The sequence below is a fragment of the Cellulosimicrobium sp. RS genome (genome assembly GCF_046159675.1).
GTDB lineage: Bacteria > Actinomycetota > Actinomycetes > Actinomycetales > Cellulomonadaceae > Cellulosimicrobium > Cellulosimicrobium funkei.
Map to the genome: position 1 here is coordinate 1 of NZ_JBJXVU010000007.1, position 22,197 is coordinate 22,197.

The following is a 22,197-nucleotide window of genomic DNA, read 5'->3' on the forward strand; positions in this document are numbered from 1 at the left end:
CGGCGAGCTTCTCCAGGGCGGTGTTCGCGCCGGTGACGTAGGCCTGGTGGTGCTTGGAGTGGTGCAGCTCCATGATCCGCCCGGAGATGTGCGGCTCGAGCGCACCGTAGTCGTAGGACAGCTCGGGCAGGGTGTAAGCGGGCATCCGGATGTACCTCCTGGTACGGACCGCCGGAGGTCGTCCGACGGTCCCTGGGCAGTGAACTGACGGTGTCCCTGCCGCCTCACGCGGGCGCTGTCGCGCCCCCGGGGCAGAGACGACGATGACCCGCGACCTGCCCACCTGGAAGAGGGGGCTGGTCGCGGGTCATCGTCCTACTGTGCAGGAACCCGGAGGTCAGCGCTCGTCGGCGCCCTTCTCCGGCTCCACGAGGTCCCGACCGCCGCCGACGGGGGCGGTCCCGGCCTCGATCTGCTCGTGGCTCGTGCTCTCGAGGGCGTCGTGCTCACCGTGCGAGTGCGCGGCGGCGAGCTCGGCCGGCGTCACGGGCTCGATGCGGTCCTCGTAGAAGAAACGCGACAGGCGCTGGAGACGCTTGTCCTTCTTGTAGCCCTTGCGACGCACGCCGCGGGAGTCCGTCGCCGGCTCGATCTCGAGCGGGGCGTGGGCGGAGTAGTTGACCCGCAGCCAGCGCTCCTGCTCGTCGAGCGGGCGGTGGACCTCGATGTACTCGCCGTGCGCGAACCGGACGATCCGCCCGGTCTCGTGGCCGTGCAGCACGAGCTCGCGGTCCTTGCGCTGCAGCCCGAGGCAGATGCGCTTGGTCACCCAGAACGCGAACCAGGGGCCCACGAAGATCAGGATCCGGAAGGCCCAGGTGATCGTGTTGATCGACATGTGGAAGTGCGTCGCGATGAGGTCGTTCGACCCGGCGAGCGCCAGGATGATGAACGCCGTGAGGAACGCGACGCCCAGGCCGGTACGAACCGGCACGTTGCGCGGGCGGTCGAGGACGTGGTGCTCGCGCTTGTCCTTCGTCACCGCGGACTCGAGGAACGGGTAGACGAAGAGGAACGTGAACAGCAGGCCCGGCACGACGACCGCGGGGATGAGGACGTTCAGCGACAGCGTGTACCCGCCGATCACGAACTCCGTCTGCCCCGGCATGAGTCGCAAGGACCCCTCGAGGAACAGCATGTACCAGTCGGGTTGTGCTCCCGCGGAGACCGGTGACGGGTCGTAGGGGCCGTAGTTCCAGACGTTGTTGATCGCCATCGTGCCGCCCATGAGGGCGAGGATGCCGAACACGACGAAGAAGAAGCCGCCGGCCTTCGCGACGTACACGGGGAACAGCGGGAAGCCGACCACGTTGGTGTCCGTGCGGCCGCCACCCGGGTACTGCGTGTGCTTGTGGAGCACGACGAAGAACAGGTGGAGCGCGACGAGCGCGAGGATCAGGCCCGGCACCAGGAGGATGTGGACCGTGAACAGTCTCGGGATGATGTGCTCGCCCGGGAACTCGCCGCCGAAGATGAAGTACGACATGTACGAGCCGATGAGCGGGATCGCCTTGACGACGCCGTCGGTGATGCGCAGGCCGTTGCCCGACAGGACGTCGTCGGGCAGCGAGTAGCCGGAGAAGCCGGCGGCGAGGCCCATGATCATGAGCAGCATGCCGACGAGCCAGTTGACCTCGCGGGGCTTACGGAACGCGCCCGTGAAGAACACGCGCATCATGTGCGTGACGATCGACGCCATGAAGATCAGCGCGGCCCAGTGGTGGATCTGCCGCATGAGCAGACCGCCGCGGACCTCGAACGACATGTGCAGCGTCGACGCGAACGCGTCGGACATGAGCACGCCGTCCATGGAGGCGGGCTCGCCGTGGTAGGTCACCAGGGACATGCTCGGGACGAAGAACATCGTCAGGAAGATGCCGGTGAGGATCAGGACGACGAACGAGTAGAGCGCGATCTCGCCCAGGAGGAACGACCAGTGGTCGGGGAAGACCTTGCGGGCGAACTCCTTGACGGCGACACCGATGCCGGTGCGCTGGTCGAGGTAGTCCGCGGCCTTCCCGGCGGGGGTCGTCGGCGCGGCTGACTTCGGTGCGGCCGCCCGAGGTGCGGCGGTTCCGGTGCTGGTGGTCACTTCAGACGCTCCCAGAAGCTCGGGCCGATGGGCTCGTGGAAGTCGCTCTGCGCAACCAGGTAGCCCTCGTCATCAACGGTGATCGGCAGCTGCGGCAGGGGCCGCTTCGCGGGGCCGAAGACCACCTTGGCGCTGTCGGCCACGTCGAACGTCGACTGGTGGCACGGGCACAGCAGGTGGTGCGTCTGCTGCTCGTAGAGAGCGACGGGGCAGCCGACGTGCGTGCAGATCTTGGAGAACGCGACGATGCCGTCGTACGACCAGCTCTCCCCGGCGGGGGCCTGCTCGGACACGATGTCGCGCGGGTCGAGACGGACCAGGAGGACGACGGCCTTGGCCTTCTCCGTGATCCACTCGTGGGACTGCATCGCCTCCTGCGAGGCCTCGGGGATGACGTGGACCACCGAGCCGATGGTGACGTCGGCGGCCTTGATGGGCCGGCCCGAGGGGTCGATCGCGAGGCGCGTGCCGCGCTGCCAGAGGGTGTGCTTGAACTTGGAGACGTTCCAGTCGCCGCCGACGCTCCCGACGAGCGGGACCGCGATGGTGAGCGGGAAGAGCGCGAGGGCGGAGATGACCGCGCCCTTGAGGACGCCGCGGCGGGCGATGCCCGAGTCCTTGACGCCCGCGTCGAGCTCGGCGAGCGCGGCGGTGCGCGTCTCGGGGTCGCTCGCGATGGGGTGGCGCTCGTCCACCTTCTCGTGGTCGGACATGAGGACCTTGGCCCAGTGCACCGCGCCGAAGCCGATGCCGAGCAGGGCGAACGCGATGGCGACGCCGAGCGCCACCGTCGAGAGGCGGACGCCCGCGGTGGTCCCGTCCGGCGGGATCACGAAGTAGACGACGAGGGCCGCGATGGTGCCGATGACGGAGATCCCGAAGAGGGCGGCGACCTGACGCTCGGCGCGCTTCGACGCCTTCGGGTCGCGGTCGGCCATGCGGCTCTTGTGCTCCGGCAGACCGGGGTCCGGGAACGTGTCGAGGGTGCCGTGCTCCTCGCGGTGCCCGACCTCGCGGTGCGAGGACTCGGACGAGCGGGGGCTCTGGTAGTCGCTCACGAGGACTTCGCTCCGATCCACACTGCGGCCCCGATGAGGAGGCCCATTCCGACGATCCAGGCCCACAGGCCCTCGCTGACCGGACCGAGCGACCCGAGCGACAGGCCGCCGGCGGAACCGTCGCGCTGCTCGGCGAGGAACGCGATGACGTCCCGCTTCTCCTCGGGCGTCACGGTGGCGTCGTTGAAGACCGGCATCGACTGCGGGCCGGTGAGCATCGCCTGGTAGATGTTGCGCTCCGAGGTGTCCCACAGCGGGGGAGCGAACTTGCCCTCGGAGAGGGCACCGCCTGCACCGATCGCGTTGTGGCACATCGCGCAGTTGGTGCGGAAGACCGCGGCACCGTTGGCCGGGTCGCCCAGTGCTGCGTCGACCTGCTCGTCCGTGGGGATCGCGGGGCCGGCGCCGAGCGACGCGACGTAGGCGGCGAGCTGCGCCGTCTGCTCCTCGTCGAACTGGCGCGGCTTCTGGATGGCCTGCGGACCGTCCATCTGCATGGGCATGCGGCCGGTGGACACCTGGAAGTCGACCGACGCGGCGCCGACACCGACGAGCGAGGGCGCGGTGGCCGTGCCCTCGGCGTTCGGCCCGTGGCACGTGGCGCAGTTGGCCTGGAACAGCTTCTGGCCGGTCTCGATGTCCTCGGTGCTGGCGGTCTCGGCGTTGGCCGAAGTCGGGGCAAAGGCGGCGTAGACGCCACCGGTGACCAGCAGCGCCAGCAGCAGCAGCACGACCGGCGCGAAGCGGTGGTGTCTGCGGGCGGCGAGTGCCTTCACGAAATGATCCTCGTCTCGCAGGTGGGGGAGCAGGGGGCGGGTGGGCGGTCCGGGGCGGACCCCGGGCGCGACGTCAGCGCAAGATGTAGATCACGAAGAAGAGCGCGATCCACACGACGTCGACGAAGTGCCAGTAGTAGGACGTCACGATGGCCGTCGTGGCCTCGTGGTGCCCGAAGTTCTTGGCCGAGAACGAGCGGCCGAGAAGGAACAGGAAGGCGATCAGGCCGCCGACGACGTGAAGGCCGTGGAACCCGGTCGTGATGTAGAAGACGGAGCCGTAGGGCGTGGAGGAGATCGACACGCCGTGCTCGACGAGCTCGGCGTACTCGAAGATCTGACCACCGATGAAGAACGCGCCCATGAGGAACGTCAGCGTCATCCACTCGTTCATCCCCCAGCGGTTCACCTGGAAGATCGAGCCGGTGCGGACGGGCTGGAAGCGCTCGGCGGCCCACACGCCCATCTGGCACGTCACCGACGACAGCACCAGGACGGTCGTGTTGATCGCCGCGAAGGTCAGGTTGAGCTTGTCCGCCTCGAGGGCCCACTCGTCGGCGGGCATCACGGCGCGGACCGTGAAGTACATGGCGAAGAGGCCGGCGAAGAACATGAGCTCGCTGGCCAGCCACACGATCGTCCCGACCGAGACGGGGTTCGGTCGGTTGACGCTCACGTGCTGATGGGCGTGGGGGGCAGCCGTTGCGGTCGACACAGGAGCCATTATGGCCGACGAACCTCAGCTTCGCGGCACGCAGACGGCAGCCCGGAGGCGGTGAATCTCACAATGTCTCCAGAACTTCCCACGGAGACCTGCACTTGGTGACGGAAACCGTCCGAGTGCCATGAAACCCGGGCGTCCGGGGCGCGGGCCAGGGCCCTTGGTCCCCGGTCCGCCGCCGGTCGGCGCACGACCCGCCGCAGGGGTGCTGCGGAGCGCTCCGACGTGCCAAGATGCCAGTCGGGACGTGCGTCCGCCACCCGCGGCGCCGCGCGCTCCCGGGCCCACCCGAGGGAACGACGAAGGCGACGGTGACGACGATGACGACGACCGTGACGACGACGCACGGGGACACGGACGTGACCCCGCGCGCGCCGCGCATCCTGCTCTACAGCGACGACGTGACCGTGCGCGAGCAGGTGCTGCTCGCCGTCGGGCGGCGGCTGGGCGCGGGGCAGCCGGAGATCGAGTGGCACGAGGTGGCCACCCCGGCGGCGGTCGTGGCGTCGGCGGACGCCGGCGGGTGGGACCTGCTGGTCCTGGACGGCGAGGCCGACAAGGCCGGGGGCATGGGTCTGTGCCGCCAGCTCAAGAACGAGATCTATGCCTGCCCGCCGGTCCTGGTCCTCACCGGCAGGCCGCAGGACGGTTGGCTAGCATCGTGGTCGCTCGCCGACGACGCGGTGCCCCGGCCGTTCGACGCGGTCGCCCTCCAGCGCGCCGTCGCCGACCTGCTGCGCGCCTCCGGCACGCGGTAGCCGACCAGGAGACCGACCAGCCGAAGGGCCACCCGTGACCGCCACCCCGCACCCTGCCGCCTCGACCACGAGCGACTCGACGGGTGCGGGGCTCACCTGGCCCGGTCTGCTCACCGAGCTCGTCGCGGGGAACGACCTCGACGCCGAGCGCACCGCGTGGGCCATGGACCAGGTCATGTCGGGCGAGGTCTCGCCCGTGAGGCTCGCGAGCTTCCTCGTCGCGCTGCGCGCGAAGGGCGAGACGGTCGCCGAGCTCACCGGTCTCGCCGACGCGATGCTCGCGCACGCGAGCCGCTTCTCCGTGGACGGGCCCGCCGTGGACATCGTCGGCACGGGCGGCGACCGCGCCCACACCGTGAACATCTCGACGATGGCGTCGCTCGTCATCGCGGGCGCGGGCGTGCGCGTCGTCAAGCACGGCAACCGCGCCGCGACGTCGTCGTCCGGGGCCGCAGACGTGCTCGAGGAGCTCGGGATCCGGCTCGACCACGGTCCCGACCGCGTGGCGCGCATCGTGCAGGAGGCGGGGATCACCTTCTGCTTCGCCATGGTGTTCCACCCGTCGATGCGGCACGCGGGCGTCGCGCGCAAGGAGCTCGGCATCCCGACGGCGTTCAACGTGCTCGGCCCCCTGACGAACCCCGCGCAGCCGCGCGCGGCCGCGATCGGCGTGGCCGACGCCCGGATGGCGCCGCTCATCGCCGGCGTGCTCGCCGGGCGCGGCACGTCGGCGCTCGTGTTCCGCGGCGACGACGGCCTCGACGAGCTCGCGGCGACCGGCGGCGCCACGGTGTGGGAGGTGCGCGACGGCGCCGTGACGGAGCACCGCCTCGACCCCGTCGCCGACCTCGCGCTGACGCCCGTCACCGTCGAGGACCTGCGGGGCGGGAACGCGGCGCACAACGCCGACGTCGCGCGGCGGTTCCTCGCGGGCGAGCCGGGCGCGGTGCGCGAGACCGTGCTGCTCAACGCGGCCGCTGGCCTCGTCGCCGACGGCACGCTGCCCGGTACCGCGGAGGGTTCGCTCGTCGAGCGGCTGCGCGCGGCCTACGACGTCGCGGCGCGCAGCGTCGACTCCGGCGGCGCGCGCTCGGCGCTCGCCCGCTGGGCGGAGGCCGCGGCGCGCGACTGACCGCCGGTCAGCCGGCGCGCGACTGACCGCCGGTCAGTCGTCGAGGCCGAGGGCGAACGCCTGCTCGAGGTCGACGTTCGAGTAGGCGCGGAACGCGATGAACGTCTCGGTGCGCACGACGCCCTGGACCTTGCTGATGCGGTCCGCGATGACGTCGGCGAGCTGGTCGTGCTCCTGGACCCGCACCATCGCGACGAGGTCCGCCTTGCCCGTCACCGAGTAGACCTCGCTGACGCCGCGCAGGTCCGCGACCTCCGACGCCACCTCGGGGATGCGTGCGGGGTCGGTGTCGATCAGGACGATGGCGGTGAGCATGGTTCCTCCGGGGACGGGTCGTCGTCAGGCGACCACTCTACGGTCGGCCCGGCCGACGCGTGGGCCAGGTCGACGCCGTCGGCGTCCGCGTGGCGCGCGACGTGGCGGGCCGTGGCCGCGAGGTCCACGTGCGACCCGGCCGAGCGGACCGGGCACGCCCAGGGACCCGTGACGTCGACGATCCGCACGCCTGGTTCCTGGAGCCACGACAGCAGGATCTCGGCCTCGTGCGGATGGCTCGCGGGGGCCGGCGGCACGGGTGGTGCCACCGTTTCGCCCGTCGCGACGAGCGCGTGCACGAGCGGCCACGGGTCGGTGCCCGGGGCGCTGACGCCGGTCGCGGCGAGCCGCGCGTGCCGCACGACGACGACCTCCCACCCGCCGGCGTCCGTCGGGCGCGCGGCGACGAGCTCGGCGCACGCGGCGAGCGGGGCGAGCCGCTGCGCACGCGCCGCACCCGTGAGGAAGGCGCGCAGGCGCTGGGTGAGCTCGCCGGCCTGCTCGAAGCGCTCGTCGCGCGAGAGCGCCACGATGCGGCGCCCGAGCTCGGCGACCACGCGCGACGGGTCGCCCTCGAAGGCCTCGCGCGCGCCCGCCGCGACGTCGCCGTAGCCCGCGTCGCGCTCGGTCGCCGTGCACGGGGCGGAGCAGCGGCCCATCTCGGCGAGCACGCACGCCGTCGCGCCGGGCGAGGCGACGACGGGGAGGCGCCGGGTGCACTGGCGGAGCGCGAAGGCGTCGTGCAGGGCGTCCACGGCGGCCTGGGCCTGGTGCCGCGAGGCGAACGGGCCGATGTGCGCCGCCGGTGCGCGGACGTCGCGGACCAGCGAGAGGCGCGGGTACGCCTCGTCGGTGAGCCGGACCCACGTCATGCGCTCCGGGTGCCGCGACCGGCGGTTGTACCGCGGAGCGTGCTCGGCGATGAGGCGCAGCTCGCGGACCTGCGCCTCGAGCGGCGTCGCGCACACGACGGGCGTGACGGCGTGCGCGATGCGCACCATCTCGGTGATGCGCCCGCGCTTCTCCGAGCGCGTGAAGTACGACCGCACGCGGCGCCGGATCGACGTCGACGTGCCGACGTACAGCACCTCGTCGCCGGGGCCGCGGAAGAGGTAGACGCCGGGCGCGTCCGGCAGGCCGTCGGCGAGGTGGCGCTTGCGGCGCACGTCCTGCGGCACGGGGTCCGTCGCCCCGGCGAGGTCCTCCAGGTGCGTCACGCCGAGCGGGCCGAGGCGGCCGAGGAGCGCGTGCAGCACGTCGACGGTGGCGCGTGCGTCGGCGAGCGCGCGGTGGTCCGGCGTGACCGTGGCGCGGAAGAGGGCCGCGAGCGTCGCGAGCTTGTGGTTCGGCGCCTCGTCGCGCGTGACGACCCGCCGCGCGAGGGGCACGGTGTCGAGCACCTGGTTCCCGGGCCAGTCGTAGCCCGCGGCGCGGCACGCGGCCTTGAGGAACGAGATGTCGAACGGGGCGTTGTGCGCGACGAGCACGGCGCCGCGCGCGAACTCGAGGAAGCTGGGCAGCACGGCCTCGATGCGGGGCGCGGTGGCGACCATGGACGACGTGATGCCGGTGAGCCGGGCGACGAAGGCGGGGACGGGCACCCCGGGGTCGACGAGCGTCTGGAACTCGCCGAGCACGTCGCCGCCGCGCACCTTCACCGCGCCGATCTCCGTGATCCCGGCGCCGGCGGGGGAGCCGCCGGTCGTCTCGAGGTCGACGACGACGAACGTCACCTCGTGCAGCGGCGTGCCGAGGTCCTCGAGCGTGGGCTGGACGGGGACGCCCTGCGGTGCGGACCCGGCGCGGGGTGCGGCGAGGGCGGGTCCGGACGACATGGCGGCGAGGCTAGCGAGGGCCACCGACACCGCCGCCGCGAGGTCCGTCGGTCGCCCGCCGACACGAAGGCCGGGAGCCGGGGCGCGCGTCCCCGGCGGCATAGGGTGGGACCGAGAGAATCAGGACGATCAGGGACGAAGCGCCCGTGGTGACCCGCGGACGAGGTGCGGAGGAGGCGCGGCGCATGGTGGCCGACGGACCGGAGGACGCCCTGCCCGCGGAGCCGGACGTGCCGCCGTCGGTCCGCAGCCTCCTCGTGGCCGCCGCGGCGGACGCGCTCGGCGCGCTCGACGCGGCACTCGTCCCGGTCGCGCTCCAGCGGGTGCGGGCCTTCGCGCCCCGGCGGCGGGCGACAGCCGGCGCGGCGCCCCTGTGGCGGGCCCTGGTCGACGACGCGGGGTTCCGGCACGCGGTCGCCGCGGCCTGGTCCCGCGAGCACGACAGCGAGCCGGAGCCCGACGCCGCGCCCCCGGACGGCCTGTCCCCGGCGCAGGCGCGCGAGCGGGCGGCGGGTGCCTTCCTCCTGCGGCCCGACGGCTGGCAGACGGAGGTGGAGCGCGCTCGCTCGCTCGACGACACCCTCCGGGCGGACCGGTCGGCCCGGGACGACGCGGCCCGCCTCCGCGGCGAGCGCGACCGGCTCGCCCGCCAGGTCGAGGAGCTCCGGGCGCGTGCCCGCGACGCCGACGCGCGCGCGGAGGCCGCGACGGCCGAGCTCGCCGCGGTGCGCCGGACCGAGCGGCGGCTGCGCGCCGACGCGGACCGGGCGCGTGCCGAGGCGCGGGCCGCCGAGCGGGCGGCGCAGGGGGTGCGGGACGCCGCCGAGGTCGCGCTGCGGGACGCACGCGAGGAACGTCGCGCGGCCGCCGTCGAGCTGGCCCGGGCGCGCGCGGAGCGGGACGAGGCACGCCGGGCGCGGACGTCGTCGGCCGACCGCGCGACGGCCCGGGCGCGGCTCCTGCTGGACACGGTGGTCGACGCGGCGGCGGGGCTCCGGCGCGAGCTCGCGCTCGGCCCGTCGACCACGACCCCCGCCGACGACGTCGCGGCCGGGCTGCCGGACGTGGTGCGTCCCCGGCCGGGCTCGCGCGTCCGCGCGGCGGACGACCCGGCGCTCGTGGACGACCTGCTGTCGGTCCCGCGGACGCACCTGGTCGTCGACGGCTACAACGTGACGAAGACGGGCTACGGCGAGCTGTCGCTCGCGGACCAGCGCGACCGGCTCCTCGCCGGCCTGCTCCGCGTGGCCGCCGCCGGCACGGAGGTCACCGTGTGCTTCGACGGCGCCGACGGCGGCCCCCGGCCGGTGCACGCCCCGCGCGGCGTGCGCGTGCTGTTCTCGTCGGGGGAGATCGCGGACGACCTCATCCGGCGCCTGGTCGCCGCCGAGCCGCCCGGGCGCCCGGTCGTCGTCGTGACGAGCGACCGCGCCGTCGCCGACGACGTGCAGGCGATGGGCGCGGCGTGCGTCCCGGCCCACGCGCTCCTGGCGCGGCTCGCCCGCCGCTGACGACGCGGCCCTCCCCGGCATGCTGCCGGGGAGGGCCGTGGTGCGCGGGGACGAGGGCCCCGGGCCGTGTCAGCGGACGGGTGCGGGCCCGTCCACGTAGATCGCCTCGACGTCGACCGCGAAGTCCTTGAGCACCTCGCTGCGCTTCACCTTGAGCGACGGCGTGAGGTAGCCGTTCTCGACCGTGAAGTCCGTCGTGAGGACCGTGAACTTGCGGATCGACTCGGCGCGGGAGACCGCCTGGTTCGCGCGCGTGACCGCGGCGTCGAGGGCGGCGAGGACGTCCGGGTCCTTGGCCGCCTGCTCGACGGTCAGCGGCTCCTTGCCGTGCATGCTCGCCCAGCCGGGCAGGCCCTCCGGGTCGAGCGTCACCAGGGCGCCGATGAACGGCTTCTGGTCGCCCACGACGACGCACTGCGAGACGAGCGCGTGCGCGCGGATCCGGTCCTCGAGGACGGCGGGCGCGACGTTCTTGCCGCCCGCGGTGACGATGATCTCCTTCTTGCGCCCGGTGATGCGCAGGAAGCCGTCCTCGTCGAGCGAGCCGAGGTCGCCGGTGCGGAACCAGCCGTCGACGAACGCGTCCGCGGTCGCCTGCTCGTTGTTGTGGTAGCCGCGGAAGATGTGGTCCCCGCGCAGGAGGATCTCGCCGTCCTCGGCGATCCGGGCGCCGCAGCCGGGGAGCTGCTCGCCGACGGTCCCGATCTTCGTGTTCCCGGGGCGGTTGACGCTCGTCGGCGCCGTCGACTCGGTGAGGCCGTAGCCCTCGAGGATCCGCACGCCGATGCCGCGGTAGAAGTGGCCGAGGCGCTCGCCGAGCGGCGCGCCGCCGGAGACCGCGTACTTCGCGCGCCCGCCGAGCGCGTGCCGGAGCTTCTTGAAGACGAGCGCGTCCGCGACCTTGTGCTGCAGGCGCAGCCCGATGCCCGGCCCCGACGGCTCGTCGAGCGCGCGCGAGTACGCGATCGCGGTCGCGGCGGCCCAGTGGAAGATCTTCAGCTTGCCGCCCGCGGCCGCCTTCTGCTCCGAGGAGTTGTAGACCTTCTCGAAGACGCGCGGCACCGAGAGGATGTACGTCGGCTTGAACGTGCCGAGGTCCTCGAGCAGCGTCTTGGTGTCCGGCGTGTGGCCCAGCACCGTGCCGCCGGCCACCACGAGCACGCCGATGAACCGCGCGAACACGTGGGCGAGCGGCATGAACAGCAGCGTGCGGCCGCCCGGCTCCCCGAAGACCTCGGGCACGGCGGCCACGGCGTTGACCGTGAGGGAGTAGAAGTTCTGGTGCGTGAGCTCCGCGCCCTTGGGGCGGCCGGTCGTGCCGGACGTGTAGATGATCGTCGCGACGTCCGCGAGGTCGGCCAGGCCGCGTCGGCGCACGATCTCGGCGTCGTCCACGCCGGCGCCGTCGGCCGTGAGCGTGGCGATCGCGCCCGCGTCGATCGCCAGCACGTCCTGCAGGGCCGGGGCCTGGTCGCGCACCTCCTCGACCGTCGCCGCGTGCGCCTCGGTCTCCACGACGAGCAGGCGCACGTCCGCGTCCGAGAGGATCCACTGCACCTGCTCCGGGCTCGACGTCTCGTAGAGCGGCACGGGCACGGCGCCCGCCGCCCACGTCGCCCAGTCGAGCAGCGTCCACTCGTAGCGCGTGCGCGACATGATGCCCACGTGGTCGCCCGGCTGGATGCCGCGGGCGACGAGCCCCTTCGCGACGGCGACGACCTCGGCGTCGAACTCGCGCGCGCTGAGCGCCTGCCACGCACCGTCGGCACCCGTGCGGCGTTCGACCATCGGCGCGGCGGGGTCGGCCGCGACGCGGCTCGCGAGGAGGTCGTTGAGGTTCTTCGAGGGATCGACTTCGACGATCCGTGGGGCGCTGATCTCGTCCATTCTGGCTCCAGTGGCAGTAGTCGACGGTGGGAGAACCCTACCCAGTGGCGGCGTGTGCCCGAGACCTGCCGTTGTCGGTAGGCTTCAGGTGCTGTGCGCTGCTTGCGCAACGTTTCGCGCGGGCGCGGAGTTCCGGTGGCCCGACCCGTGGCGCGGGGTCGAGGCCCCGTCGTCGTGCGTGGTCCGTGAGCGGGCGAGCACCCGCAGCGAGACCTTGCAGTCAGCGGAACCGAGCGAGTAGAGGACGGGACATGCACGCCATCGGGGTGGACATCGGCGGGACGAAGATCGCGGCCGGGGTCGTCGACGAGAAGGGCGAGATCCTCGTCCAGACGCGCCGCGACACCGAGCCCGACGACGTCGCGAGCATCGACCGCGCCATCGCCGACGTCTATGCCGAGCTCACCGCCGACCACGAGGTCGGCGCGATGGGCCTCGCGGCGGCCGGCTTCGTCAGCCCGGACCGCACCTCGGTGCTCTTCGCGCCGAACATCGCGTGGCGCGAGTACCCGCTGGCGCGCAACGTGCGCGAGCTCATCGGCGACGTCGACGTCCCGATCGTCGTGGAGAACGACGCGAACGCGGCAGGCTGGGCGGAGTTCCAGTTCGGCGTCGCGCGCGACGCGACCGACATGCTCATGCTCACGGTCGGCACGGGGCTCGGGGGCGCGATCGTCGTCGACCGCGAGCTCGTGCGCGGCAAGTGGGGCGTCGCGGCGGAGGTCGGCCACATGCGCGTCGTCCCGGGCGGGCACTACTGCGGCTGCGGCCACGAGGGCTGCTGGGAGCAGTACGCGTCCGGGCGCGCCCTCGTGCGCGACGGTCAGAACGCCCTCATCGCCCAGCCGGACCGCGCGACGCGCCTGCTCGAGATCTGCGGCGGCGACCCGGACAAGCTCAACGGGCCCCAGATCACCCAGGCCGCGCAGGAGGGCGACGACCTCGCGGTCGAGCTGCTCGCGAACCTCGGCCGCTGGATCGGCGAGGGCGCGGCGTCGGTCACGGCGCTGCTCGACCCCGAGCTCATCGTCATCGGCGGTGGCGTCGGTGCGGCGGGCGACCTCCTGCTCCAGCCGGTGCGGCGCGCGTTCGCCGACCAGCTCTCCGCGCGCGGGCACCGCCCGGAGGCGCGGATCGAGCTCGCCGAGCACGGCAACGAGGCGGGCATCGTCGGCGCCGCGGACCTCGCGCGCCGCTGACGGGCGGCGCGGGCGCGGTGCGGGGCAGGCGCGGGCGTCAGACGACGGCGCCCGGCCCCCGGTCGTCGTCGTCCCGCCGGTGCGGCATGCGCCAGAGCAGGATCGCGAGCCCCACGAGGAAGGCGCCGCCGCCCACCTGCGCGACGAGCACGGGGTACGGGCGCGCGACGACCAGCACGACGAGCAGCAGGATCGGCACGCCCACGACGAGCGCCCACGCCATCGTCAGGAGCGGGTCGCGCCCGAGGACGAGCGGCGGGTCCGGGGGCACGAAGTGGCTTTCGGCCTCCTCCAGGTCCTCGACCCCGGGCGTCGTGGGCCAGTCGCGCGGCCCCGTCGGGCGCACCCAGGGCGCCACGGGCACGGACCCGAGCACGTCGCGGCCGCTGCGCGGGGAGCCCTCGGGCGCCCCGGCCGCCGGGTCCTGCGCGGCGCGGGGGTCGTCATCGCCCGCCCGGGTGCCGGGGTCTGACCGGTCGAGCTCGGACAGGTCCGCGAGCTCGGCCACGATGCCGGCCCACCGGGCGTCCACGTCGAGGGCCGGCTCGGGCGCCTCGTCGCGCGGCGCCGTCGCCTCCCCGTCGTCGGCGGCAGGGTGGTCCGTGCCCGGCGCCGCGTCGTCGGGCGTGGGGTCGGGGACGTCGTCGGGCTGCGGGGAGTCCGGCTGGGCGTTCGGTGCGGCCATGGGAATCACTCTAGAGTCGGATGCACGTCCCGCGCCGGGACCCCGCGAGGAGGAACGTTGTTCTACTGGTTCATGAAGCAGGTGATGGTCGGCCCGATCCTGCGGCTCCTGTACCGTCCCTGGACGCGGGGCGTCGAGCACGTGCCGGACGAGGGCGGTGCCATCCTCGCGAGCAACCACCTCGCGGTGATCGACTCGTTCATCCTGCCGCTCGTCCTCGACCGCAAGGTCCAGTTCCTCGGCAAGTCCGACTACTTCACGGGCACGGGCGTCAAAGGCCGCCTGACCGCGGGCTTCATGCGCGGCGTCGGCACGATCCCCGTGGACCGCGCGGGCGGCAAGGCGAGCGAGGCCGCGCTCGAGACGGGCCTGCGCGTCCTGCGCGAGGGCGACCTGTTCGGCATCTACCCGGAGGGCACGCGCAGCCCGGACGGACGGCTGTACCGCGGCAAGACGGGCGTCGCGCGCCTCGCGCTCGAGTCGGGCGCCCCGGTGGTCCCGGTCGCGATGGTCGGGACGAACATCGCGCAGCCGATCGGCAAGGTCATCCCCACGCCGATGCGCATCGGGGTCGTCATCGGCGAGCCGCTCGACTTCTCGCGCTACCGCGGCATGGAGAACGACCGCTTCATCCTGCGCGCCGTCGCCGACGAGATCCAGTACGCGATCATGCGGCTGTCCGGCCAGGAGTACGTCGACATCTACGCGGCCACGGCCAAGGCGCGCCTCGCGGCCGGCCACACCGAGTCCGAGGTGGCGGGCGGGGCCCCCGGCGGGCGTCCCGTCCCGGACGTCCAGGTCCCGGAACCGCCGCCGGAGCCCGGCGCGGCGTCAGTAGACTGAGCGACGGCCGGTCGCGCCGGGCCCCGTGCAGGGCCCGAGCCCCGTCGCCGCCACCCCGCCGGACCGCGTCCGTCCGGCCAGGATCCGTCCTACGAGAGGTTCTGAGTTCACATGTCGGTTCGTCGCGTCGCCCTCCTCACCGCGGGCGGTTTCGCCCCGTGCCTGTCCTCCGCGGTCGGGGGTCTCATCGAGCGGTACACGGAGCTCGACCCGGAGATCGAGATCATCGCCTACCAGTACGGCTACCACGGCCTGCTGACCGGCACGAAGATCGTCGTGGACTCCGAGGGGCGCAAGCAGGCGGGGATCCTGCACCGCTTCGGCGGCTCGCCGATCGGCAACTCGCGCGTCAAGCTCACCAACGCGGCCGACTGCGTCAAGCGCGGCCTCGTCCAGGAGGGCCAGGACCCGCTGCAGGTCGCCGCGGAGCAGCTCAAGGCGGACGGCGTCGACGTGCTGCACACGATCGGCGGCGACGACACGAACACGACCGCGGCCGACCTCGCCGCGTACCTCCACGAGAACGGCTACGAGCTCACGGTCGTGGGCCTGCCGAAGACGATCGACAACGACGTGATCCCGATCCGTCAGTCGCTCGGCGCGTGGACCGCCGCCGAGGAGGCCGCGGGCTTCGCCGCCAACGTCATCGGCGAGCACCGCTCGGGCCCGCGCATGCTCATCGTGCACGAGGTCATGGGCCGGCACTGCGGCTGGCTCACCGCGGCCTCCGCCGCCGAGTACCGCAAGTGGCTCGACGCCCAGGAGTGGGCTCCGGCCCTCGGTCTGACGCGCGAGCGCTGGGACGTCCACGCGGTCTTCCTGCCGGAGCTCGCGCTCGACATCGACGCCGAGGCCGAGCGCCTCAAGGCGATCATGGACGAGCAGGGCAACGTCAACATCTTCCTGTCCGAGGGCGCCGGCATGCACGAGATCGTGGCGCAGCTCGAGGCGGCGGGCGAGGAGGTCCAGCGCGACCCGTTCGGCCACGTCAAGCTCGACACGGTCAACCCCGGCCAGTGGTTCGCCAAGCAGTTCGCCGAGAAGCTGGGCGCCGAGAAGGTCATGGTCCAGAAGTCCGGCTACTTCTCGCGCGCGGCCGCCGCGAACGCCGAGGACCTGCGCCTCATCAAGTCGATGACCGACCTCGCGGTCGAGTGCGCGCTGCGCGGCGAGTCGGGCGTCATCGGCCACGACGAGGAGAACGGCGACCGCCTGCGCGCCATCGAGTTCCCGCGCATCGCCGGCGGCAAGGCGTTCGACGTGTCGCAGCAGTGGTTCGGCGAGCTCCTCGAGGGCATCGGCCAGCCGCTCGTGCCCGCGGCGCCCGCGGCCCACTGACCGGCACCACCGCACCAGGAACCTCGTCAGGGGACGCCGTATGACCACCACGAGCGAGCCGGGCACCGACTCCGGGCTCGACCACTTCCGCACGCTCGTCGCGCTCCAGCAGCCGACGTGGCCGGACGAGGCGGCGCTCGACGCCGTCCGTGACCGGCTGGCGGCCTCCGCGCCGCTCGTGGTGCCGGCGGCTGCCGACACACTGCGCTCCCGCCTGGCCGCGGCCGGGCGGGGCGAGGCGTTCCTCCTGCAGGGGGGCGACTGCGCCGAGACGTTCGCGGAGGCGAACGCCGACCGGATCCGCAACAAGATCCGCACCATCCTCCAGATGGCGGTCATCCTCACGCACGGCGCGAGCATGCCCGTCGTCAAGATGGGCCGCATGGCGGGGCAGTACGCCAAGCCGCGCAGCTCCGACTCGGAGACGCGCGACGGCGTGACCCTGCCCGCGTACCGCGGCGACATGATCAACGGGCACGCCTTCACGCCCGAGGCGCGCATCCCCGACCCGGAGCGCCTCGTCCAGGCGTACCAGATCTCCGCGGCGACGTGGAACGTCGTGCGCGCGTTCACGACCGGTGGCTTCGCCGACCTGCGCCAGGTCCACGAGTGGAACCGCGGCTTCATGCGCAACCCCGCCTACGCGCGGTACGAGCGCACGGCCTCCGAGATCGACCGCGCGATCCGCTTCATGGACGCGTGCGGCGCGGACTTCGACGCGCTGCGCACCGTCGAGTTCTTCGTCAGCCACGAGGCGCTCGTGCTGGACTACGAGCGCGCGCTCACGCGCCGCGACGCGCGCACGGGGGACGCGTACGACACCTCCGCCCACTTCCTGTGGATCGGGGAGCGCACGCGCCAGCTCGACGGCGCGCACGTCGACTTCCTCTCGCGCGTCGCGAACCCGATCGGGGTCAAGCTCGGCCCGACGACGACGCCCGACGTCGCGCTCGAGCTCGCCCGCCGTCTCAACCCCGACGACGTCGAGGGCCGCCTGACCTTCGTCACGCGCATGGGCGCGGGCAACGTGCGCGACGCGCTCCCGCCGCTCGTCGAGGCCGTCGCGCGCGCGGGCGTGCCCGTCACGTGGGTCACGGACCCCATGCACGGCAACACCATCACGTCCGCGAGCGGCTACAAGACGCGCCGGTTCGACGACGTCCTCGACGAGGTGCGCGGCTTCTTCGAGGTGCACCGCGCCGCGGGGACCGTGCCGGGCGGGCTGCACGTCGAGCTCACGGGCGACGACGTGACCGAGGTGCTGGGCGGGAGCGAGGAGATCGACGACGCGGGGCTCGCCCTGCGCTACGAGACCCTCGTCGACCCGCGCCTCAACCACCAGCAGTCGCTGGAGATGGCCTTCCAGGTCGCGGAGATGCTGCGCGGCTGAGGGCGTGGGGAGACGGCCGTCTCCCGTCGAGCGCAGGGCTGTGGCCCGTCCCGTGGTCGGGGCGGGCCACAGCCGTCTGCGCGGCGCGCGAGCTTAGAAGACGTTGAGGACGATCGTCGAGCCCTTGGGCGCGGTGCGCCCGTCACCGCCCGGAGGGTCCTGGGCGTAGACGATGTTGAGCGGGTGGATGCCCTGCGGGTAGCGGATCTCCACCTGGAAGCCCGCGTCCTTCAGGGCCTTCTCGGCGTCGGCGACGTTGCGCGTGCTGACGTTCGGGACCTCGACGAGCGGGGGCCCGAGCGACACCACGAGGTTCACGGTGTCCTTCCGGTGGGCGTCGGAGCCTTGCTCGGGGTCCTGGCGGATCACGAGCCCCGCGCCGACGGTCTCGGAGTACTCCTCGGTGACCGCGGGGACGAGGCCCTGCTCCTCGAGGGCGGCGACGGCGGCGTCCTTCGCGGAGCCCGTGACCTGCGGCACGACGACGGGCGCGGGCCCGGACGAGACGGTGAGCACGACCGGCACGTCGTGCCGGATCGTGGCGCCCTCCTCGATGGCGTTGCCGTCGGGGTCCTGCACGGCCATGACCTGGCCCGACGGCACCTCGTCGTGCGGCTCGGCGACGGGGTCGCCGAGCGTGAGGTCGGCGCCCTCGATCGCGGCGGTCGCCTCCTCCTGCGTCGCGCCCACGAGGCCCGTCGGCACCGTGAGCATCCGCACGCCCTTCGACACGACGAGCTGCACGCTGCCGTCCTTGCGCACGTCCTCACCGGACGCCGGGTCGGTCGCCACGACGGCACCTTCGGGCACGGCGTCGTCGTAGCGCTCCTCGACCGTGTGCGAGAGGCCTGCGTCGTCGAGGATCGCGACGGCCTCCGGGCGCGACGCCTCGACGAGGCCGTCCGGGACCTGGGTGTAGGCGCCCGGCCCGGACGAGAACCACCACGCGGCACCGCCGCCGACGCCCGCGAGGACGAGGAGCACGACGAGCGACCAGACGACCACGCGGCCGTGGCCACGTCGCCGCGCCGGGGTCGGGGCAGCAGGGGGCGGCGGGCCGGGCCGCGTGGTCGGCGCGACGACGTGCCCGACGGCGAGCGGCTCGGTGAGGCCCGCGGCCTCGCGGTCGCGCAGGCTGAGCGCCGCGAGGGACGCGGTCACGGCGGCGGACGGGTCGTCGGGCTCGGTCCGCGGGCCCGGACCCGGCGGGGGCGGCACGACGGCGGACCCCCCGGCGGGCGGGTCGACGCGCCGCTCGAGGTCGGCCGGGTCGAGCGCCGCGCGGGTCGAGCGCACGAGCGCGAGCGCGGCGCCGGCGTCGGCCGGGCGGTCGGCGGGGTCCCGCGCCGCGAGCGCGCACAGCAGGTCGTCGACCTCGGGCGGGATCCACGGGGCGACGTCCGACGGCGGGGGCACGTCGTTGTTCACGTGCTGGAACGCGACCTGGATCGGCGTCGTGCCGGTGTGCGGGACGGTGCCGAGCAGCATCTCGTACGCGAGGATGCCCGCCGCGTAGACGTCGGTGCGGGCGTCGCACGTGCCGGTCGCGATGAGCTCGGGGGAGAGGTAGGCGACGGTCCCGAGGATCGTGCCCGTCGTCGTCGCGGTCACCTCGTTCACGGCGCGCGCGAGACCGAAGTCGGTGACCTTGAGCCGGCCCTCGGTGTCGAGCAGGACGTTCTCGGGCTTGATGTCGCGGTGCACGAGCCCCGCACGGTGGGCGGCGGCGAGCGCGTCGAGCACGTGGTCGAGCACGTCGAGCGTGCGACCCAGCGTCAGGGTGCGCTCGGTGAGCATGGTGCGGCGCAGGTTCGACCCCGCCACGTACTCCATCGTCAGGTAGCTGGTGTCGCCGTCGAGGCCTTGGTCGTACACGGCGACGAGGCCCGGGTGGGTGAGGCGGGCCGCGGCGCGCGCCTCACGGCGGAAGCGGGAGACGAAGTCGGCGCCGGACGCGCCCTCGGCGAGGTGGGGGTGCATGACCTTGAGCGCGACCTCGCGCTCGAGCCGACGGTCGACCGCGAGGTACACCGTCGCCATGCCGCCTCGCGCGATGCGCGAGACGACCTCGTACCGCCCGTCGACCAGGCGGCCGACGAGGGGATCGGTCGTCACGGTGGCCACGGGGAGAGTCTAGGTGGCCGGGTGTCACGATCCGGTGAGCGCGGCGCGCACGGCGTGGGTGTCGTGTGGAGGCACGCCGTAGGCTTGCCCGGTGACCGATCGCGACACCAGCCCCCGCCCCACGCTCGACGACCTCGTCGGCGAGTGGCTGACCCTCCCCGACGTCGCCGAGGCGCTCGGCACCGACGTCGGCAAGGTGCGCCGTCTCGTGCAGGAGCGGCGCGTCGTGGGCGTGAAGCGCGGCGAGCGCACGACGTTCCAGGTCCCGGCGCGCTTCCTCGTTCCGCTGCACCTGGTCGACCCGGCGAACGCCGGCCGCCCGGACGAGAGCGGCCGCGTGGGTGTCCTGTCGAGCCTGCAAGGCACGATCGTCGTCCTCACCGACGCCGGCTTCGACGACGCCGAGATCCTCGAGTGGCTCTTCACCCCGCACGACGAGCTCGGCGAGGCCCCGTTCGACACGCTCCTCAGCGGGCACAAGGCGCGCGTGCGCCGCGTGGCGCAGTCCGAGCTCTGACGCGTTCCGCCCGCCGCCCCGATCGTCCGGGCCTGTGCCGGGCCTGTGCCGGGCCGACGGGCGGCAGTGCGGTCAGGCCGTGCGCTCGACGGCGGCGCGCGCGAGCAGCGCGAGCATCGTCGCGCCCGGCTCCGCGAGCCCGGCCCCGTCGAGGGCGGCCGCGGCGCGCTCGGTGAGCTCCGCGATGAGCGACTCGACGGCGTCGCGCGCGCCCGTCTCGACGAGGACGGCGCGCAGGTCCTCCACCGTGGTCGGGTCGAGGTCCGGGTCGCCCAGGTGCGTGAGCAGCAGCTCGCGCTGCGCGGGCGTCGCCGCGGCCAGCGCGCGCACGACGAGCACCGTGCGCTTGCCCTCGCGCAGGTCGTCGCCGGCCGGCTTGCCGGTGACCTGCGCGTCGCCGAAGACGCCGAGCACGTCGTCGCGGAGCTGGAACGCCTCGCCCACGGGCAGGCCGAACGCGCTCGTCGCGGCGACCGCGTCGTCGTCGGCACCGGCGAGCGCCGCGCCGAGCGCGATGGGGTGCTCCACGCTGTAGCGCGCGGACTTCGAGCGGATCACGGCCCGGGCCCGCTCCTCGTCGGCCGCCGGGTCCTCGCCCCACGGCAGGACCTGCGCGTGCACGTCGAGGTACTGGCCGGCCGTGACCTCCGTCTGCATACGGCCGAACACGCGTCGCGACCGCGTGGCGACCGCGGGTGCGAGGTCGTCGAGCGCGTCGCCGAGCTCCCGGTGGCTCGCGATGAGCGCGAGGTCGCCGAGCAGGATCGCGGCGTTCTCGCCGTACCGCGCGCCGTCGCCGGACCAGCCGAGGTCGCGGTGGCGCGCCGCGAAGGCGCGGTGCGCCGTCGGGCGGCCGCGCCGGGTGTCGGAGGAGTCCATGACGTCGTCGTGGAAGAGCGCCGCCGCCTGGAACAGCTCGAGCGCCGCGCCGGCGCGCAGCACCGTGGTCCGGTGCGGGCCCGCGGCGTCACCGCCGTGCGCGCGCCACGACCAGTAGCAGAACGCGGCGCGCAGGCGCTTGCCGCCCGCGAGCAGCTCCTGCGTCGCGTCGGCGAGCAGGTCCGTGTCCGGGTGGGTCCCGGCGAGCTCGGCGCGCAGCGCCGCGGTCGAGGCGTGCAGGGCGTCGTCGACGCCGGTGCGCACCCCCTCGCGGTCGACGAGCGCGGCGGGGCTCGGGTCGGTGAGGTCCTCGGACGCCTGGGGAGGGACGGAGGGCGAGGTCGGCAGCGACGGGTTGGGCACGGGGGCAGCCTATGCGGAGCGAGCGCCACCCTGCCCGCCCGGTCTGGTGGCGGTCGGGCGGCGCGGCACCTCAGCCGGCGGCGACCTGGCCGCTGATCGTCACGAGGCGTTCCGTCTCGTCGTCGAAGACGCCGACGGCGACCGACTCGGTCGGGGCCTCGGGCGCCGTCGTGCGGACGAACGTGGTGAGCGAGGTGAGCGCGCTCGGCACGGTCGACGGCGACACCGCGAAACCGGCCACGCCCAGCGTGTCGGTGTAGTAGGCGGTGAGCGCCTCGACCGTGTCCGTGGAGCGCAGGTTCAGCGTGACGTCCACGAGCGCGCCGTCCTGCGACGGCCGCGCCGAGCTCGCGAGCACCTCGGCGCCCGGCGCCACCGGGACGAGCGCGGCGGGGAACCCCTCCACCAGGTCCCCGACCGCCGAGGCGGCGTCGTAGTCGGGCAGCGGCGTGCCCGGCGCGCCGGAGTCGGCGTCCGGCGCCGGTTGCTCCTCCCGGGGTGCCGCGGCGCCCTGCACGTCGCCCAGGTCCGCCTGGCACCCCGCGAGCGTCGAGCCCAGCACGGCCGCGACGAGGACGACGGCGGCCCGGCCGGCGGGGGAGAGCGCCGGGTGCGCGGCGGCGCGGGTTCGTGGTGGCACGCGCACACCGTAGTCACCCGCGCGTGCGCGAGCCACCACCGAGGTCGGGGGCCGACCACAGCCCCGGGTGCCCGCCCCGCGTCGTCCACAGCCGGGCGGCGGGCGCCCCGCACGCCGCCCCGACCGACTGGGAT

At 73.9% G+C, this 22,197-nt stretch carries 19 protein-coding genes and 1 pseudogene; 8 read left to right on the forward strand and 12 right to left on the reverse strand.

Annotation, left to right across the window (positions count from 1 at the left end; translation table 11 throughout):
* The 5 genes and pseudogenes from ACI769_RS11725 to ACI769_RS11745 all read right to left on the reverse strand — a co-directional run.
* Nucleotides 1-145 (reverse strand): annotated as a pseudogene (locus tag ACI769_RS11725) (superoxide dismutase); the annotation flags it as partial.
* Nucleotides 146-337: 192 nt separating this feature from the next.
* Nucleotides 338-2,092, reverse strand: coding sequence for a cytochrome bc complex cytochrome b subunit (locus tag ACI769_RS11730; RefSeq protein WP_021481147.1), 1,755 nt, complete (start codon nucleotides 2,090-2,092; stop codon nucleotides 338-340).
* Nucleotides 2,089-3,150: a ubiquinol-cytochrome c reductase iron-sulfur subunit gene (locus ACI769_RS11735; protein ID WP_232322550.1), complete on the reverse strand. Its 1,062-nt coding sequence runs from the start codon at nucleotides 3,148-3,150 to the stop codon at nucleotides 2,089-2,091. The genes ACI769_RS11730 and ACI769_RS11735 overlap by 4 nt, the downstream gene beginning before the upstream one ends.
* The gene (locus ACI769_RS11740) at nucleotides 3,147-3,926 is read right to left on the reverse strand and encodes a c-type cytochrome (protein WP_021481149.1); all 780 of its coding nucleotides are present in this window, start codon (nucleotides 3,924-3,926) and stop codon (nucleotides 3,147-3,149) included. The genes ACI769_RS11735 and ACI769_RS11740 overlap by 4 nt, the downstream gene beginning before the upstream one ends.
* A 73-nt stretch (nucleotides 3,927-3,999) precedes the next feature.
* Complete coding sequence (locus tag ACI769_RS11745) at nucleotides 4,000-4,650, reverse strand: heme-copper oxidase subunit III (protein WP_021481150.1); 651 nt, start codon at nucleotides 4,648-4,650, stop codon at nucleotides 4,000-4,002.
* Nucleotides 4,651-4,967: 317 nt separating this feature from the next.
* On the opposite strand from ACI769_RS11745, the gene ACI769_RS11750 reads away from it, so the two are divergent.
* Nucleotides 4,968-5,405: a response regulator transcription factor gene (locus tag ACI769_RS11750; protein ID WP_021481151.1), complete on the forward strand. Its 438-nt coding sequence runs from the start codon at nucleotides 4,968-4,970 to the stop codon at nucleotides 5,403-5,405.
* Nucleotides 5,406-5,439: 34 nt separating this feature from the next.
* Nucleotides 5,440-6,537: an anthranilate phosphoribosyltransferase gene (trpD, locus tag ACI769_RS11755; RefSeq protein ID WP_409141621.1), complete on the forward strand. Its 1,098-nt coding sequence runs from the start codon at nucleotides 5,440-5,442 to the stop codon at nucleotides 6,535-6,537.
* A gap of 33 nt (nucleotides 6,538-6,570) precedes the next feature.
* Here the strand turns inward: trpD and ACI769_RS11760 are convergent, their stop codons facing one another.
* Both ACI769_RS11760 and ACI769_RS11765 read right to left on the reverse strand, forming a co-directional pair.
* Nucleotides 6,571-6,852, reverse strand: coding sequence for an Lrp/AsnC family transcriptional regulator (locus tag ACI769_RS11760; RefSeq protein WP_034654744.1), 282 nt, complete (start codon nucleotides 6,850-6,852; stop codon nucleotides 6,571-6,573).
* Nucleotides 6,831-8,687 (reverse strand): DEDD exonuclease domain-containing protein, encoded by a 1,857-nt coding sequence (locus tag ACI769_RS11765; RefSeq protein WP_409141622.1) that lies wholly within the window; start codon nucleotides 8,685-8,687, stop codon nucleotides 6,831-6,833. The genes ACI769_RS11760 and ACI769_RS11765 overlap by 22 nt, the downstream gene beginning before the upstream one ends.
* A 185-nt stretch (nucleotides 8,688-8,872) precedes the next feature.
* On the opposite strand from ACI769_RS11765, the gene ACI769_RS11770 reads away from it, so the two are divergent.
* Nucleotides 8,873-10,198, forward strand: a complete 1,326-nt coding sequence (locus ACI769_RS11770) for an NYN domain-containing protein (RefSeq protein ID WP_409141623.1) — start codon at nucleotides 8,873-8,875, stop codon at nucleotides 10,196-10,198.
* Nucleotides 10,199-10,267: 69 nt separating this feature from the next.
* Here ACI769_RS11770 and ACI769_RS11775 read toward each other — a convergent pair whose 3' ends face one another.
* Nucleotides 10,268-12,085, reverse strand: coding sequence for a long-chain fatty acid--CoA ligase (locus ACI769_RS11775; RefSeq protein ID WP_085387764.1), 1,818 nt, complete (start codon nucleotides 12,083-12,085; stop codon nucleotides 10,268-10,270).
* Between the two features lie 251 nt (nucleotides 12,086-12,336).
* Between ACI769_RS11775 and ACI769_RS11780 the strand changes: the two genes are divergently transcribed.
* On the forward strand, nucleotides 12,337-13,284 hold the full coding sequence (locus ACI769_RS11780) for an ROK family glucokinase (protein ID WP_043658218.1): 948 nt from the start codon (nucleotides 12,337-12,339) through the stop codon (nucleotides 13,282-13,284).
* Nucleotides 13,285-13,321: 37 nt separating this feature from the next.
* Here the strand turns inward: ACI769_RS11780 and ACI769_RS11785 are convergent, their stop codons facing one another.
* Nucleotides 13,322-13,969 (reverse strand): hypothetical protein, encoded by a 648-nt coding sequence (locus tag ACI769_RS11785; protein ID WP_409141624.1) that lies wholly within the window; start codon nucleotides 13,967-13,969, stop codon nucleotides 13,322-13,324.
* Nucleotides 13,970-14,026: 57 nt separating this feature from the next.
* On the opposite strand from ACI769_RS11785, the gene ACI769_RS11790 reads away from it, so the two are divergent.
* The 3 genes from ACI769_RS11790 to ACI769_RS11800 all read left to right on the forward strand — a co-directional run bounded on the left by ACI769_RS11790 (nucleotide 14,027) and on the right by ACI769_RS11800 (nucleotide 17,540).
* Complete coding sequence (locus ACI769_RS11790) at nucleotides 14,027-14,812, forward strand: lysophospholipid acyltransferase family protein (RefSeq protein ID WP_391515357.1); 786 nt, start codon at nucleotides 14,027-14,029, stop codon at nucleotides 14,810-14,812.
* A gap of 111 nt (nucleotides 14,813-14,923) precedes the next feature.
* Nucleotides 14,924-16,150 (forward strand): pyrophosphate--fructose-6-phosphate 1-phosphotransferase, encoded by a 1,227-nt coding sequence (locus ACI769_RS11795; RefSeq protein ID WP_074807116.1) that lies wholly within the window; start codon nucleotides 14,924-14,926, stop codon nucleotides 16,148-16,150.
* A 40-nt stretch (nucleotides 16,151-16,190) separates the two neighbouring features.
* Nucleotides 16,191-17,540 (forward strand): class II 3-deoxy-7-phosphoheptulonate synthase, encoded by a 1,350-nt coding sequence (locus ACI769_RS11800; RefSeq protein WP_043658206.1) that lies wholly within the window; start codon nucleotides 16,191-16,193, stop codon nucleotides 17,538-17,540.
* A 93-nt stretch (nucleotides 17,541-17,633) separates the two neighbouring features.
* Here the strand turns inward: ACI769_RS11800 and pknB are convergent, their stop codons facing one another.
* Nucleotides 17,634-19,664, reverse strand: coding sequence for a Stk1 family PASTA domain-containing Ser/Thr kinase (gene pknB, locus ACI769_RS11805; RefSeq protein ID WP_409141625.1), 2,031 nt, complete (start codon nucleotides 19,662-19,664; stop codon nucleotides 17,634-17,636).
* A gap of 91 nt (nucleotides 19,665-19,755) precedes the next feature.
* Here pknB and ACI769_RS11810 point away from each other — a divergent pair, with 91 nt between their 5' ends.
* Nucleotides 19,756-20,181 carry an Rv2175c family DNA-binding protein gene (locus ACI769_RS11810; protein WP_034655478.1) on the forward strand — a complete coding sequence of 142 codons (426 nt, stop codon included), beginning with the start codon at nucleotides 19,756-19,758 and terminating at the stop codon, nucleotides 20,179-20,181.
* Between the two features lie 72 nt (nucleotides 20,182-20,253).
* On the opposite strand, the gene ACI769_RS11815 is transcribed toward ACI769_RS11810, so the two are convergent.
* Both ACI769_RS11815 and ACI769_RS11820 read right to left on the reverse strand, forming a co-directional pair.
* Nucleotides 20,254-21,423, reverse strand: coding sequence for a polyprenyl synthetase family protein (locus ACI769_RS11815; protein WP_232322551.1), 1,170 nt, complete (start codon nucleotides 21,421-21,423; stop codon nucleotides 20,254-20,256).
* A gap of 70 nt (nucleotides 21,424-21,493) precedes the next feature.
* Nucleotides 21,494-22,063 carry a hypothetical protein gene (locus tag ACI769_RS11820; RefSeq protein WP_144723364.1) on the reverse strand — a complete coding sequence of 190 codons (570 nt, stop codon included), beginning with the start codon at nucleotides 22,061-22,063 and terminating at the stop codon, nucleotides 21,494-21,496.
* Nucleotides 22,064-22,197: the final 134 nt, after the last annotated feature.

Coding starts and splice junctions, on each gene's coding strand:
- ACI769_RS11745 (WP_021481150.1), bottom strand. CDS start 4,650: ATGGCTCCTGTGTCGACCGCAACGGCTGCCCCCCACGCCCATCAGCAC.
- ACI769_RS11750 (WP_021481151.1), top strand. CDS start 4,968: ATGACGACGACCGTGACGACGACGCACGGGGACACGGACGTGACCCCG.
- ACI769_RS11760 (WP_034654744.1), bottom strand. CDS start 6,852: ATGCTCACCGCCATCGTCCTGATCGACACCGACCCCGCACGCATCCCC.
- ACI769_RS11765 (WP_409141622.1), bottom strand. CDS start 8,687: ATGTCGTCCGGACCCGCCCTCGCCGCACCCCGCGCCGGGTCCGCACCG.
- ACI769_RS11770 (WP_409141623.1), top strand. CDS start 8,873: ATGGTGGCCGACGGACCGGAGGACGCCCTGCCCGCGGAGCCGGACGTG.
- ACI769_RS11775 (WP_085387764.1), bottom strand. CDS start 12,085: ATGGACGAGATCAGCGCCCCACGGATCGTCGAAGTCGATCCCTCGAAG.
- ACI769_RS11780 (WP_043658218.1), top strand. CDS start 12,337: ATGCACGCCATCGGGGTGGACATCGGCGGGACGAAGATCGCGGCCGGG.
- ACI769_RS11785 (WP_409141624.1), bottom strand. CDS start 13,969: ATGGCCGCACCGAACGCCCAGCCGGACTCCCCGCAGCCCGACGACGTC.
- ACI769_RS11795 (WP_074807116.1), top strand. CDS start 14,924: ATGTCGGTTCGTCGCGTCGCCCTCCTCACCGCGGGCGGTTTCGCCCCG.
- ACI769_RS11800 (WP_043658206.1), top strand. CDS start 16,191: ATGACCACCACGAGCGAGCCGGGCACCGACTCCGGGCTCGACCACTTC.